General features: G+C 53.6%; 12 protein-coding genes. 4 read left to right on the top strand and 8 right to left on the bottom strand.

Annotated features, from left to right (window positions below):
• Positions 1-356, bottom strand: a 356-nt coding sequence (gene tsaB / locus ACQ4N8_RS27555; RefSeq protein ID WP_430707563.1) for a tRNA (adenosine(37)-N6)-threonylcarbamoyltransferase complex dimerization subunit type 1 TsaB, incomplete at its 3' end; no start/stop codon positions are given.
• Between the two features lie 2 nt (positions 357-358).
• Complete coding sequence (gene tsaE, locus ACQ4N8_RS27550) at positions 359-841, bottom strand: tRNA (adenosine(37)-N6)-threonylcarbamoyltransferase complex ATPase subunit type 1 TsaE (RefSeq protein WP_430707566.1); 483 nt, start codon at positions 839-841, stop codon at positions 359-361.
• A 595-nt stretch (positions 842-1,436) separates the two neighbouring features.
• Between tsaE and ACQ4N8_RS27545 the strand changes: the two genes are divergently transcribed.
• Positions 1,437-2,375: a Ku protein gene (locus ACQ4N8_RS27545; RefSeq protein ID WP_430707562.1), complete on the top strand. Its 939-nt coding sequence runs from the start codon at positions 1,437-1,439 to the stop codon at positions 2,373-2,375.
• A gap of 453 nt (positions 2,376-2,828) precedes the next feature.
• Here the strand turns inward: ACQ4N8_RS27545 and ACQ4N8_RS27540 are convergent, their stop codons facing one another.
• Positions 2,829-3,776, bottom strand: a complete 948-nt coding sequence (locus tag ACQ4N8_RS27540) for a DNA ligase (protein WP_430707565.1) — start codon at positions 3,774-3,776, stop codon at positions 2,829-2,831.
• Positions 3,777-4,020: 244 nt separating this feature from the next.
• Between ACQ4N8_RS27540 and ligD the strand changes: the two genes are divergently transcribed.
• The gene (gene ligD / locus ACQ4N8_RS27535) at positions 4,021-4,920 is read left to right on the top strand and encodes a non-homologous end-joining DNA ligase (protein WP_430707561.1); all 900 of its coding nucleotides are present in this window, start codon (positions 4,021-4,023) and stop codon (positions 4,918-4,920) included.
• 23 nt (positions 4,921-4,943) lie between these two features.
• On the opposite strand, the gene cls is transcribed toward ligD, so the two are convergent.
• Complete coding sequence (gene cls / locus ACQ4N8_RS27530; RefSeq protein ID WP_430707560.1) at positions 4,944-6,374, bottom strand: cardiolipin synthase; 1,431 nt, start codon at positions 6,372-6,374, stop codon at positions 4,944-4,946.
• A 183-nt stretch (positions 6,375-6,557) separates the two neighbouring features.
• Between cls and ACQ4N8_RS27525 the strand changes: the two genes are divergently transcribed.
• Complete coding sequence (locus ACQ4N8_RS27525) at positions 6,558-7,556, top strand: M23 family metallopeptidase (protein ID WP_430707559.1); 999 nt, start codon at positions 6,558-6,560, stop codon at positions 7,554-7,556.
• A 27-nt stretch (positions 7,557-7,583) separates the two neighbouring features.
• Entirely contained in the window at positions 7,584-8,003 is a 420-nt protein-coding gene (locus ACQ4N8_RS27520) for a bactofilin family protein (protein ID WP_430707558.1), read from the top strand.
• A gap of 91 nt (positions 8,004-8,094) precedes the next feature.
• Here ACQ4N8_RS27520 and ACQ4N8_RS27515 read toward each other — a convergent pair whose 3' ends face one another.
• The 4 genes from ACQ4N8_RS27515 to ACQ4N8_RS27500 all read right to left on the bottom strand — a co-directional run bounded on the left by ACQ4N8_RS27515 (position 8,095) and on the right by ACQ4N8_RS27500 (position 12,304).
• Positions 8,095-8,871 (bottom strand): ABC transporter permease, encoded by a 777-nt coding sequence (locus tag ACQ4N8_RS27515; protein WP_430707557.1) that lies wholly within the window; start codon positions 8,869-8,871, stop codon positions 8,095-8,097.
• Positions 8,864-9,772 (bottom strand): ABC transporter ATP-binding protein, encoded by a 909-nt coding sequence (locus ACQ4N8_RS27510; RefSeq protein WP_430707564.1) that lies wholly within the window; start codon positions 9,770-9,772, stop codon positions 8,864-8,866. The genes ACQ4N8_RS27515 and ACQ4N8_RS27510 overlap by 8 nt, the downstream gene beginning before the upstream one ends.
• A gap of 485 nt (positions 9,773-10,257) precedes the next feature.
• Positions 10,258-11,583, bottom strand: a complete 1,326-nt coding sequence (locus tag ACQ4N8_RS27505) for a condensation domain-containing protein (protein ID WP_430707556.1) — start codon at positions 11,581-11,583, stop codon at positions 10,258-10,260.
• A 133-nt stretch (positions 11,584-11,716) separates the two neighbouring features.
• Positions 11,717-12,304, bottom strand: coding sequence for a TetR/AcrR family transcriptional regulator (locus ACQ4N8_RS27500; RefSeq protein WP_430707555.1), 588 nt, complete (start codon positions 12,302-12,304; stop codon positions 11,717-11,719).
• Positions 12,305-13,755 lie beyond the last annotated feature (1,451 nt).

The raw sequence follows: 13,755 nt of genomic DNA, 5'->3' as shown, positions 1-13,755 counted from the left end.
AGCTGGGTCAGCCCTCCCGCGATCGCCGAGCCGAGAATACAGGAAGTCAGCACGCGCAACGGGTCGGAAGCGGCAAACGGAATGGTTTTGGCCGTCGTTACGGCAATCCGGATCCCGGTGTAGGAGCCTGGCCCGATCCCGACGGCGATCCCGGTCAAATCCCGCTTGGCCAGCCCTGCGGCCGCCAAACATTCCCCGATCGCCGTCACCAAATAGGCCGAATGATTCCGTTCGGCATGAATGTTCCGTTCCGCCAGCAGCCGGCCGTCTTCCATCACCGCGACCGCCAAGGCGGAAGTCGAGGTATCCAACGCCAGGATCCGCCGCAGCGGCAAATGCGTTTCGTTTTTGCTCATGTTCAGGATACTCCATTCTCTTTCAGGGCCGACACCCAGGCTTCATACGGCTCGCCCCGGCCCTTGATATGCATGCGCCGCGCCGTCGGCGACACGGTCTCCACGTAAATATGCAGCAAATCCCCCGGGAGCAGCTCATCGATCAAGCTGGCCCACTCCACCAAGGACACGCCGCTGCCGTAAAAATACTCGTCCAATCCTAATTCATCGGCCTCTTCGAGCGATAGCCGATACACATCCATATGATAAAAAGGCAACCGGCCCTCATACTCCTTGATTAAGGTAAAGGTCGGGCTGTTGACCGTGTCCTTGACGCCGAGATGCTTCGCGAACAACTGGGAGAATGCCGTTTTCCCGGCTCCCAAATCCCCGTCCAACGCGATGACCGTGCCCGGCTGAGCCAGCGCAGCCAAAGAGGCCGCCAGCTTCTCCGTTCCGTCCAAGCCTTCCGCCTCATATACCAATTGCGCGGAGGCGCCGTCCATTTCCAAGTTCACCCGTGCTTACCCACCTTTTTAGCTTGTTCTCGGGTTCCCGCACTCGACCGATTGGGTTTCCCGCGCGTTTCGGAACATTTATCGTCACCTAACGCACCTAACGGACCGTAGCGGCCTTATTCGCCCATATCCGGGTATTTCCCGTTCTAACGGACCTCCGAGACGCTATTCGGCCTAAACGGAAGGAAAAATGTCGATTTCGCGGTAAATAAGGTCTCTGCGGTCCGTTACAAATTTAATGCCCTCGATTTCGGCAAAACAACGCCTCTGGAGTCCGTTGCGGAGCGCAGTGGGTTCCCTTGGTCCCCGGCATGCTCGCCATGCGGCCCCCGGCACTCCCTTGCTCGCTTCCCTTTTTCCCCACCAAAACGTATGTCCTCATTATATCGGTACGCCGCACCACCCGCAACCGCCGAACGAACAGGCGGCTTAAGTGCGGCAACCCCGGGAACCAGCCTCTCCCCTCCGGCTCTTGATGCGGGCCCCCACCCTTTTTCCATAAATAGAAAAAAACTTTTATACCCATACTAACCGTACTTGCAACCACTACGAGTGATCCGTTAATCAAGAAAGGGGCAATTTCATGCATACCGTCTGGAAAGGAGCGATCAGCTTCGGGTTGGTCCATGTGCCGGTCAAAATGTTCTCGGCCACCGAAGACAAGGACATCTCCATGAAATACATTCATAAAACCTGCGGAAGCCCGATTTCTTACGTGCGTCGTTGCCCGTCCTGCGACGTGGACGTGAATTGGGAGGATATTTCCCGCGGCTACGAATACGAAAAAGGCAAGTTCGTCCTGTTCGAGAAGGAAGAATTGGAGAGCCTGTCGGCGCACGCCGAACGAACGATCAACATCATCGATTTCGTGGATTTGCAGGAGATCGATCCTATTTATTTTCAGAAGACGTATTACCTGTCCCCGGATCAGGCCGGCGGAAACGCCTATCAGCTCTTGCTGGAGGCGATGCGCCAATCGGGAAAAATCGGTATTGCCAAAATCGCCATCCGCTCCAAGAGCAGCCTGGCCGCGATCCGCGTGATGGAGGGTTGCTTGGCGATCGAAACGATTTTTTACCCGGACGAAATCCGCCCGGTCTCCCAGGTGCCGAACCTGCCGGAGAATATCAACGTCAACGATAAAGAGCTGACGATGGCCAAAATGCTGATCGAGCAGTTGTCCACCCCGTTCGAGCCGGAAAAATACACCGACGACTACCGCGAAGGATTGCTGCACCTGATCGAGCAAAAAGTAGCCGGCGAGGAGATCAGCCTGGCCCCGGCCAAGCCGGAGACGAACGTGATCGACCTGATGGCCGCGCTGCAGGCCAGCATCGAAGCGGTCAAGCCGGTCGCCACCGACCCGGGAACCGCCGCCGCGCCGGCCAAACGGACGCGCAAGCCGGCCGCCAAGAAAGCGAAGGAAGAGCCGGCCGGGGCCGCCGAAGCCGGGACAGTGCCTACCGTAGCCGTCAAGCCGAAGCCCAAGCGCCGGACCTCCGCCAAACCGGAGGCTAAGTAAGAAAAACGGCCATCGACGTGTATTCAAAGAAGACTGACCGCGTTTAGCGGTAGTTTTTGCGATCCTTGCAAGCCTGTCTTTCGTAACGGACCGTAATGACCTTATTCGCTCATTTCCCGGGTATTTCCCATTGTAACGGACACCAAAGACCTTACTGGTCTCCAAAGCTGGGGATTCCGAGCCCTTGAAGGCGAATAAGGTCTCCTCGGTCCGTTACAATGTGGACAGCCCCATTGGAGGCGAAATAAGGAGGGCTTTGGTGTCCGTTAGGCTTTATCGTTCTGGTGCTTCGGCACAGGGAACCAAGCAAAAACGGCGCAAGGAGCCCAGCGAAGCGGCACACAGAATCAAGCAAAGCGGCGCAAGGAACCAAGCGAAGCCGGAGCCTGTCCGGAGCTTGTCTTGTCGCGCAATAGCAAAAGCAGCCTCCGGACACAAGCCGCATTCGACCCTTTACAAGCTTTGCCGGACATCGCAGGCCTCGGGCGGCACGTTCGCCCATCCCTGAATGATCGGATGCCGCATCGTCCCGCCGGGCGTCCACTCCAGAAACTGAATTTTCACCGTCAGGGCCGGCTGAATCCAGACGGCCCCTTTGATGCGCTCGGGGACGTTGAAAAACGTCCGGTTCGGCACGATCAGCGGTCTCACGTTCTCCGTCAGGTCGCGCCAATCCTGCACCTTCCATTTGCCGCTGCCGGCATGCCCGATGTAGGTGAACCGTCCCTCCTGATCGTACAATCCGAGCAGAATCGCGTTCACTGTGCCGTCGCGGTACGTGACCCCGCCGATGGCCGCATACAGGTCGCGGGCCAGCTTCATTTTTTGCCAGCGCGCGTCCTTGCCGCCGATGGCATACGAGCTATCCAGCCTTTTGCTCACGATGCCTTCCCAGCCCCGCTCCTTCATCAGGCCGAACAGCAGCTCCCCATCCGCCACATTGGGAACCAACTGCACCCGCTCGGATGGGATGACGACCTCTTGCAGCCGCCTTTGGCGTTCCGCCAGCGTTGCTCCGTTCACCCAATCCCCGTTCAGGTACAATATATCGAAGATCATATAAATGGCCGGAATCCGGCCGGCCGCAAAACGGATCTCCTGCTCCCGCCGGAGGCTGTCCCGACGCATGATTTCGTGGAAGGAAGGCTTGCCGCCCGCCAAGGCGATCATCTCCCCGTCAAGAATGACCGAGTCCGTCCGGCAGTAGGAACGCACATCGTGAAACTCCGGGTATTGCTTGGTGCGATCATTGCTTTTCCGGTTAATCAGGCGGGCCTCGCGGCCGTCGAAATACGTTAACATCCGCACGCCGTCCCATTTGACCTGGGCCATCCATTCCTCCCCTTGCGGGATCGTTTCGCTTTGAATCGGTTCAAAGGGAACCACCGGTTTCAAATTCATGCGTTGTCTCATGCCCCTCTCGCCTCCGGCTGCACTCATCCGGCAAATGCTTCGGCCTGCAGTCTCCTGCCGGCCTCCTTCCTGCGGCATGAAGTCCTCGGACGTTTTTCCCAAGTTTGCCCTGGGCCTTCCCGTTCCATTCCCGGCAAAGCGCTCATAGTTTAGGCCCGCCCAGGCAAGCCTAAGGAGAAGATGCTTTGCGGCGCATTCCCTTGCCCGGCATGAAAGGAGGCTTAACCACGCCATGCCCAAAACGATTAAAGGCACCATCTCCGTGGAAGGCGAAGAGGTGCCCGTATCCAATCCCGACAAGCTGCTTTGGCCGGAAGCCGGGATCACCAAAATGATGTACCTGGAAAAGCTGGCCGAGCTTTCTCCTTACCTGCTGAAATACTGCCGGAATCGACTGCTCACGACGATCCGTTATCCCGGCGGTATCCATGGGAAATTTTTTTACCAGAAAAATGCCCCCGCGCCGCTGCCTCCGTTCGTTCGCACCGAGGTTCACGAGAACATCCGCTACGTCGTGCTGGATCGCCTTCCCGTGCTGCTGTGGCTCGGCAATCTCGCCTGCATCGAGTTCCATCCTTCGCTGCATTACGTCGGGGAGAATCTCCCTTGCGAATGGATGATCGACCTCGATCCGACGCTGGAGAAGGAGCCAAGGATCATGGAGGCCGCCGCGATCGTCGGCGATGTATTGTCCTCGCTGGGCTTGTCCTCCGTGCCGAAAACGTCCGGCGCCACCGGCGTGCAAATCATCGTGCCGATCGAATACGGCGTCACCTTCGACGAACTGCGCTCGATCGGCCAATTCGTGGCCCGCTACGTCACCGAAAAGCATCCGAACCTGTTCACCATCGAACGGCTCAAAAAAGACCGCGGCGATAAAATCTACTTCGACTACCTGCAGCATTACGGCGGCAAAACGCTCGCGGCTCCCTACACCCCCAGAGCGCGAGAGGCGGCCAGCGTATCGACCCCGTTGACATGGGACGAGGTACGGCGCAATCCCGCGCCTGCCGACTTCCATCTGCTCAATATCGGGCAGCGCCTGAAGGAGCGGGGCGACTTGCTGGAAGCCGTTCCCCCGCAATCGGTCAAGCTGATCTTGCGGCATTTGAAAACGCCGGTTCGGGCATAATCGACGGTCCATTCCAAAAGTCTTTATAACAGCGGCGACAGTAGCCGCGCCAACAGCTCCAGCCCTTTTTGCCAGCGGCTGCGCCGGACGAATTCCGGCAGCAGGATCGGCAGCGAGTCGCTCACATCCTGCTCGAAATCCCGCAACAGACGCCGCAACGGTTCCGCATCGTACAGCAGCGCCGTCATCTCGAAATTGGAGAAGAAACTGCGCATGTCCATGTTGGCCGTGCCGACCGATGCCAGCAGATCGTCCACGATCATCACCTTGGCATGGATGAAGCCCTTCGTGTATTGATAAAATTCCACCCCGGCCCGCATCAGTTCTTCCACGTAGGATAACGAAGCCAGCTTCACGAGCCGGCTGTCCGAATGGTAAGGCATGATGATCTTCACGTCGACCCCGCTTAACGCCGCCGTCATGAGCGCCGTGTACACGCTCCGGTCGGGGATGAAATAAGGCGATACGATCCAGATCCTCCGCTTGGCGACCGCGATGGCGTTAAAGCACATTTCCTGAATCGTGCTTCTCGGCTGGTTAGGGCCGCTGGTCATGATCTGCACCTGCTCCTTCCCTTGACCGCCTTGCGCCGAGAACAGAGCGGCGTCGCCGATTCGCTGTCCGGACGCCAGATGCCAATCGTTCAAGAAGGCCAACTGCAAATCGTAAACCGCGTCTCCCTCCAGTTGCAAATGCGTATCGCGCCAATAGCCCATTTTGTCATATAAACCGAGATAGTCATCCCCCACGTTCAGCCCGCCCACGAACCCGACGGTCCCGTCCACGACGACGATTTTCCGGTGATTGCGGTAATTCACCCGGCGTTTCAAGGCAGCCAGGAACGGCGGCAGGAAAAAATACACCTCGACCCCCTCCTCCCGAAGCTTGCGGACGAAGGAACGCTGCAAACGGTAACTCCCCAGGCCGTCGCAGACCAAACGCACCTGAACGCCCGCGCGGGCTTTGCGGATCATCACCTCCTGGAAGGCCGTGCCGATCGCGTCTCCGCGAAAAATATAAAATTCGATATGAATATGATGGCGCGCTTGTTCCATCTCGGCGAGCATGGCGGCAAACGCGGTTTCTCCGGCAGAGAACACCTGCGTCCGATTGTTTCCGGTAATCGGGCCGGCCGCCCCGTGCGTCAGCAGCCCGAACAACCGCTCCTGGTGCCGAAATTCGGGATTATGCATGCCTTCGGGCGTTTCGACGATCGCCGATTGCCGCCGCAGCCTTTCCTTGACGTCCCGCAACAGTCTTGGCGTTCGGCTTCGCAGCATTTTTCGCTTCGTATAGTCGTGGGCCACGAAATAATAGATAGCTATACCGAACACCGGGCAAAGGAATAGAATGAACAGCCAGGCCACGGCCTTGCCGGGATTGCGGAATTCCAGGATCAAGATCAATGCGGTCTGAACGATAAAAGCTGACAAAATGACGATAAGCCAGATCATGTATTCCACCCTCCCCTGCCATCAGCATTGACCATCCGGCTCCTGATTTATTCATCGCTTCGCTGTAATCGTCGGCGCCGAGGGTCGACATTTATATTAGACAGGACCAGTTTTTTGACATGATTTAAGAGTCATAGGAATAGATAAGTTATAGAACCAACCAAGAGTAGGGGAGGGGATGCCATGAGGAGTGTAAGCCTACCGAATCCGAATCGGATGACGCTGCTTGTCCTTCGGGATGCCAACCAGCCCGTCAAACAGGTTCAAGTTTCCAAGCCGCTGGTCATCGCTGTGCCTTTGCTGGCGCTGCTATCCATTTCCGGTCTGATCGTCAGTCTGCAAATTCAATCGAATCAGACTGTTTCCCGTCTGGAGAGCCGGCTGCAACAGCAAGACCTTGCCTTCGAAGCGATCGTCACCGACAAGGACGAAGCGATCCAGCGCCTGCAAAACGAGGTGATCACGCTGTCCAGCCAATCCAAGGACATGATGGACCGCATGGAGCGGGTAGCGGAGCTGGAAGCCGAGCTGCAGAAGTTTATCGATAAATACGGCAACGGAGATCCGAAGGATCTGGGCAAGCTGTCCTCCTTGTCTTGGGACGAGTCGCTGGACGCGCTCGACGCAAGCGGCGTCGGCGGCGAATTCATCGCGGTGCACGATAATGAGATCGAAGCGCTGGCCCGGGAGACGAAGGACGATTTTCTGGCCATGAGCGAGATGCTGGATGAAATGGAGAAGAACGTCCCGGTTACGCTGAAAAAAGCCAAGCAAACCCAATATACGATCTCCGGCACGCCGTCGGAATGGCCTACGCTATCCACTCGCCTGACCTCCGATTTCGGGTACCGCACCGATCCGTTTACCGGCCGCGCGGCCTTCCATGCGGGAATCGATATCGCCGGCAAGGTGGGAGATCCCGTATATGCCGCCGGGGCGGGCAAGGTCGTCAGCGCCGATAAGGACGGGTCCCATGGCAAATATATCGTGATCGAGCACCCGGGCGGCCTGCAAAGCTGGTACATGCACTTAAGCGACATCGACGTATCCGTCGGCGATACGGTGACGAAGGGGCAAAGCATCGGCAACCTGGGCAGCACCGGCCGCAGCACGGGGCCCCATCTGCACTTCGAAATCGTTAAGGGCGGCAACGCCGTCGACCCAATGCCCTATTTAAAGTAGCGCACCTTAATTGAAACGGAGGACTGCATGACGATGTTTAAAGACGGAAAAAAAACAGCAAGCCTGACCGATACGCTCATCGGCCAAGGCAGCACCATCGAGGGTAAGCTGGAGTGCCAATCCAACCTGCGGGTGGAGGGCAAAGTCCACGGGGAAATCGAATGCCACGGCCAGGTCGTGATCGGCGAGACGGGCGAAGCCAATTCGAGCATCAAGGGAGCCGAGGTCATCGTCGCCGGCAAAGTCGTCGGGGACATCTCGACCGTCGGAAAACTGACGATCACCGGCAGCGGCCAGGTCGACGGCAACGTGGAGGTCGCCAAGCTGGTCATCGTCGAAGGCGGTTTGCTCAACGGTTCGAGCAAAATGGATCGCAAGGCCCCGGCCCCCGCTCCCTCCTCCCCGAAGGAAAAAGTCAAAAAAGCGGCGCAGACCCAAGCGGGGTAGTCTCAAGTGAACGCGCCGAAATAAACAAGCTTCCGCTGCGAAAGAGCATACGGAAGCTTTTGTTTGGATTTGTTGCTGCCGTCGGGCCCTGTTAGGCCGCCACGTCCCTCTTCTTGAACACGAGCCAGGCGACGGCCAGGAACAGGAGGACGTACGCGGCAAGCACGCCGGCCGAGAAGCCCAACGTCATGCCAGCCGGCCCGATCTGTCCCCCGCGGTATTGGTTCAGGTTCATATTGTTGAACAGCATATATTTAGCCCACGGGAACCGGATAGGGTTAAACAGCATCGTAAAGATGTTCCCCGCGAACAAAATGAAGATCGACAGCCCGATCGCGATGCCGCTGGAGCGAAACACGGTCGATACCATGAACGAGAACACCGTGATCACCAGCAGGTCGACATAGCTGTAAAGTAAGCTTTCGAGTATCGTTCCGAGCGGGCTTACCCCCGGCTGGAACATTTGCGACGAGGTATTGGGGAAAATGACGAAAGCGACGGCCAGCGCCGAAGCGAAAAACACCGCCGTCATCGCCAGCGTAAACAGCAGCACGGCCAACAGCTTGGAGAGCAGCACCTTCGTGCGCGTCCACGGGCGGATCAGCAACAGCTTGATCGTACCCCACGTAAACTCGCCGGCAACGATGTCGGCCGCCACGACCGCCGCATAAATGCTGACGAGATAATACAGGAAGGACAGCTGGTCCAAGGCGTCCCAGGCGCTCAAGCTGCGCGCGCCCCCATCCAGCGAGAACAACACGCCGAACAGGATGTTGAGCACGACCAGAAGCGCAAACATGATCCAGGTGCGGACCCGCCGGTAAATTTTCATATTTTCGTTTTGGACAAGCATCAGAAAGCTATTCAATTTTCTTCCCTCCCGTCAACTCCAGGAATTGATCCTCCAGCGAACGCGTCACCGCCTGAATCTCGTAAACGGCAATGCCCGCCATGACCAGCTTGGCATTGATTTCCGCCGCCGCGTCCCGGTCCGCGGAGACGACCAGCCGGCCTCCCTCGATTCGCCCGGCACCGATGAGCTCCGCGGCCCGTTGCGGCTCGCTGACTTCGAAGGCCGTTTCCCGCTCCCGGCCTTCTCCGCCTTCCGGATGCAGGGACTTGACGTCAACGAGCCGTCCCTGCTGGATCACCGCGACCGTGTCGCACATCAGCTCCATTTCCGACAGCAAATGGCTGGAGACGAACACGGTCGTGCCCTCCTCCCGCGTCAGCACCCGCAAATAGTCGCGGAGCTCGCGGATGCCCTGCGGATCGAGCCCGTTGGTCGGCTCGTCCAGCACCAGCAGCTTCGGCCGGTGCAAGATGGCCTGCGCAACCCCCAGCCGCTGGCGCATCCCCAGCGAGTAGGTTTTGACCTTGTCATGGATGCGATTCTGCATGCCGACCCGTTCGACCGCTTCCCAAATCCGCTGCTTCGTCACTCCCGGCGACATCCGGGCGTAATGCAGCAGATTTTGATACCCGGTCAGAAACTTGTACATTTCCGGGTTTTCCACGATCGCGCCGACATGCGATATCGCTTGCTCGAAATCGTGTTTGATGCTGGCCCCCTGAATCAAAATATCGCCTTCCGATATCGCCATCAAACCGACCATCATCCGGATCGTCGTCGTTTTCCCGGCCCCGTTCGGCCCCAGAAAACCGAACACCTGTCCCGGTGGGATATCCAGCGTCAATCGGTCGATCAGCGTCTTGGCGCCGATTCTTTTGCTGACATCCTGAATCCGGACGACAGGCTCCTGCGTCATCGCCATGAGTATCTCCCTCTCTCCTTGCTTCCAATTGTACCCTGCCCTGCAGGATAATTCCCCCTATTCTACCATAATGCAGGCCCCGGCTAAAGCTTTGGGCGGTGACGGAGAACTGACGGGGGCTGACGGACTTTGGCGATGTCCGCGGCTTGGCGCAGCTTGATGCGGCTAAGTACGGATTGACGCGGATTGGTGCATTTGGAGGCGACTGACACGACTGGGGCGACTGGAACATTTCGTTTTCGTATACTTTGATGGTGTCAACAAGCATCGAGTACTCTTTTTCCGTATAGATAATACGGCTGGTATTTATTGATTATCAAAACCGCCGTTTATGGAGCTTTGCGAATAGCCCCAAAATATTCAGAAGTGATTAAAAAATTAAAGAACCGATAATAAAATGCAGGGGAAAAGACGAATGAAAGCGTCCCGCTAAACAGGAATTTAATTATTCCAATTTACCGCATTATGTGGCTTTCGTATCAAGCATTTTTCAGTAATTCAAGTATCGTTGAGCTGACATTTCCCATAGTATCCGAGGATATTTTTTTACGATCATAGCTAAATCCAATCTGCATTGTATCGCCTAATGTGGCGACTCCAAGCACAACATAACTGCCGGGAGCTTTGGGCGCAAAGAATACCATATCGCGAATGTGGCATGAACCAATCCGGCAATCAAAATTCAACCGCCCAAGATTAGATACTGCCGTAGAAGAAGGATTATCAACCGAAAGCATGGCCGCCGCTTTCTTTGCCGCCATATCATCACATTTGCCATAAGCGGCAAAATACATAGCGTCAATAAGCAAAGGATTCAAGAGTGAATAAAGATTTAAGACTACCCACGGCGCTTTTGCCGATTTCAACTTTGATTTCAACTTGCTTCGCATCCGAACGGCATTTTGCCAAAAATCTTTTTTTGTTTCGTAGCGCACTTTGATGGTAACAGCCGAAGCAAAGTTGCCCAAGCAATCATCAGTGGACAATGAAAGTTGTTTCCTCATATTTATTGGAATCCCTACAACCGTTTTTTCATTGCTCATGTGTGGCCGCTTTTCTTGCATAGCCATAATAAATGCTGTAACAATCGCTTCATTTATGGTTACGCCATGCGCTTTACATGCTTTGTGTAAGTCATATATTTCACTTGCGTTTATCGTTGAATAAGATAATCCAATATCTGCTATTTGATGGTAGTTACAAAACATTTCTTGATATTCATGTTCTCCAAAACGGGGCTGCTCACCTTTATCCCACATTTTATTTATTGATCGGGTAAATGCTTTTACAAGGAAAGTTGGTCTTGCGCTATGCGGGAAATCATTTTGACTTGAAATGAGTATTTGTTCTTGATATGACAAATCAGTACCCACATAAGCAGCTACCACGTCCCGCAACAAACGGGCAATAGCGTCACCGTCGCCAATCAAATGATGAACAGTGGCAAGAATATCGAAGTCCGTTTCACTGTAAAACACGAAGAATCGAACGAGTGGCCCTTGTTCACAGTTAAAAGGCCGCTTGTTTTCGGTTTCGGCAACCTCCAACCATTGATTTTGCCGCTCACGTATAGCACAATGCAATTCAAGCCGTTGGACGGCGTTTTCACGATAATAAGCCACTCCGTCATTATCAATGATAACGGACGAATATAGCAATGGGTGAACATTTCTTAATGTCAGCAAGGCCTTTTCAAAACGTGGTTCATCAAAATGCCCATCAACGCTTATTTTCATCAAAACAGTAAGTGCCGGGTTTCGCAAAATATGACGTTCAGTATAGATGTGCAGTTTATTGCTTTTCATTATGATACCTCCTACTATTGATTCATTCCAAAAATAGCCAAGAGTGCATTGAAAGAACTGACAGCTTACTGACATAGGATATCGGCTCTACCAATCCAACTTGGAACAGAGTTCCTTTTTATTTGCCATCATCTTATGCCTCCCCCAACTTTGTATCCAATATTTTAGAAAGAAGTGCTTTGATATGGCTGAATTTTTCTTCCATAGAGTTCACTTCAATGTCGTGTATAACAGCGCTCATACCAAAAAGAATAAATTGACTTAGCAAATGAATATTGGGTACAGGTGCGTTCATGATATTCTTTTCTAAGCCATCAAGAATGATCTCTTCAAACAAAGGAACCATTTTAAGCAACGTTCTGGAAAGCAATACCGCCATAATTTCAGGATTTATTTTTTCGGTATACATCTGGCTATATTCGGAAATAGAATCTGGTAGGCGGGTAAATATTTGATTCAGCTTCTCTTCAAAACTCAAACTGGAAGAGTTGATAATTTCGGTGAATTTGGAAATGTATTTCTCATTGTAATTCTCTAAAGCCGCTTCGTATATCTCATTCTTGGATTTGAAATAGTGATAGAACATACCAATTTCTCCATCCGCTTCTTTCAAAATAGAGCGGACAGACGTTTTTTCATAGCCGTTTTCTAAAAATTGTTTCAAAGCAATTCCTATAAGTTCCTGCCGCCTTACATCTGGTGCTTTTACAGTACGAGACATAACGCCCTCCTTATCCACAAAACAATGTTCTGTAGTCAGAATAACTACAGAACATTGTTTTGTCAACAGACGAAAAGAGACCCTATAAAAAATCGAGATTGACACGAATATCTTACTAACATAGAAAGAGTATGACTTATTTCATGCACCACAACCGTACATCGCAACATTCCAAGTCACATACTATGGCCTATACAATGTATAGGGAGGGTGTGATATGCCAAGAGAGCGGAATATTAGACGGGGCCATAAAACTTGACGGGGCAGGGGGAGGATTAAAGCCCTCGCCTTTTGCGCTCTGCCGCTTCGGCTTTTCCAGTCCGTATCTGTATTTTTAGCGCGGGGCGAAGCCCAAAACGTGCCAAAAGCGAAAAACGCCAAACTACCGGAAAAAGGGCTTTTCCGGGCATGTCGCTAAACGGCAAGCAGGGCAAGTGTATTGATACTAACTTGCACATTTTTGAGATTTTCCCTTACGGGAAATTTCAAAAATTGCTTGTTGGGAGTGCCTTCCCCAAACCCTGCGACTTCGGGCCAATTTGGCCCGAAGTCGGCGCTTCGCACCTCATGTCGCGTCATGTCGCTATCGCTCCTTTTTTATTTTTCTGCGCGTCCGTCAGACCGAACAGATGGTCGATATTGGCCTTTACGGTTACAATCCCTTGCATGTCCTTTCTTGACGCCCGGTACTCTCCATATGGGCTTTTTTCTTTGCCGCAAGCTTACAATATAAATATCTTTAAATGATACACGTATGAAATCATTACTGCATTGTACGGTTACTGCGTTGTACGGATAGATGAGAATCAAACAGCCCCCACCTAGCGGTAAGGGCGAACTTGAATTATGCGCTGAGGACAATCTTATTTTACTGCCTTGCTGCAGTTGTATCTAGATGCCTCGCCAAATCAAATGCCAAGCTCAACGAAGGATCAGCCCAACTTGTTCAATTGGGCGGTATCCTGTGTAATATGATCGCTCATATTTTATTGCCCTTGTACCGGGCTATTTCCTATTATAAAAGGCTCCACTGGCGCGGATTGGTGCGCTTGACGCAGCAAAAAAACAAACACGCCTTGGTTTGTCAAGCAAAGCCCCGCTTCGCTTGCCGCTATTGGGCGGATTTTGGTTTGTCTCAGACGGGCTGCCGTCCCTGGGCGGGACCCGACCGCCGGATTGAGTATGTAAATTCGTATACAACTCGCCACTTCGGTCGATTCGAGCGTGAACGTAGTTGAAATTTCGCATACATTTCGCCATTTCCGCCGATTTCGATGGAATGTATACGAAAAATCGTATACAACTCGCCACTTCGGTCGATTCAAGCGTGAATGTAGCTGAAAATTCGCATACATTTCGCCATTTCCGGTAGCGTCAAGAAGTTTGTGTAAACCAGTAGAAACATCCATCAGGAGGATGTGGTGGTGGGGGAGGAGGCCTCCTCCCCCACC

This window comes from Paenibacillus macerans, assembly GCF_050565405.1.
In the GTDB taxonomy this organism is placed as follows: Bacteria; Bacillota; Bacilli; order Paenibacillales; family Paenibacillaceae; genus Fontibacillus; species Fontibacillus macerans_B.
This window is presented reverse-complemented; position numbering and strand designations above follow the sequence as displayed.

What these genes read in the sequence shown, in the direction of transcription:
- tsaE (WP_430707566.1), bottom strand. Translation starts at nt 841, where the DNA reads ATGGACGGCGCCTCCGCGCAATTGGTATATGAGGCGGAAGGCTTGGAC.
- ACQ4N8_RS27545 (WP_430707562.1), top strand. Translation starts at nt 1,437, where the DNA reads ATGCATACCGTCTGGAAAGGAGCGATCAGCTTCGGGTTGGTCCATGTG.
- ACQ4N8_RS27540 (WP_430707565.1), bottom strand. Translation starts at nt 3,776, where the DNA reads ATGAATTTGAAACCGGTGGTTCCCTTTGAACCGATTCAAAGCGAAACG.
- ligD (WP_430707561.1), top strand. Translation starts at nt 4,021, where the DNA reads ATGCCCAAAACGATTAAAGGCACCATCTCCGTGGAAGGCGAAGAGGTG.
- cls (WP_430707560.1), bottom strand. Translation starts at nt 6,374, where the DNA reads ATGATCTGGCTTATCGTCATTTTGTCAGCTTTTATCGTTCAGACCGCA.
- ACQ4N8_RS27525 (WP_430707559.1), top strand. Translation starts at nt 6,558, where the DNA reads ATGAGGAGTGTAAGCCTACCGAATCCGAATCGGATGACGCTGCTTGTC.
- ACQ4N8_RS27520 (WP_430707558.1), top strand. Translation starts at nt 7,584, where the DNA reads ATGACGATGTTTAAAGACGGAAAAAAAACAGCAAGCCTGACCGATACG.
- ACQ4N8_RS27510 (WP_430707564.1), bottom strand. Translation starts at nt 9,772, where the DNA reads ATGACGCAGGAGCCTGTCGTCCGGATTCAGGATGTCAGCAAAAGAATC.
- ACQ4N8_RS27505 (WP_430707556.1), bottom strand. Translation starts at nt 11,583, where the DNA reads ATGAAAAGCAATAAACTGCACATCTATACTGAACGTCATATTTTGCGA.
- ACQ4N8_RS27500 (WP_430707555.1), bottom strand. Translation starts at nt 12,304, where the DNA reads ATGTCTCGTACTGTAAAAGCACCAGATGTAAGGCGGCAGGAACTTATA.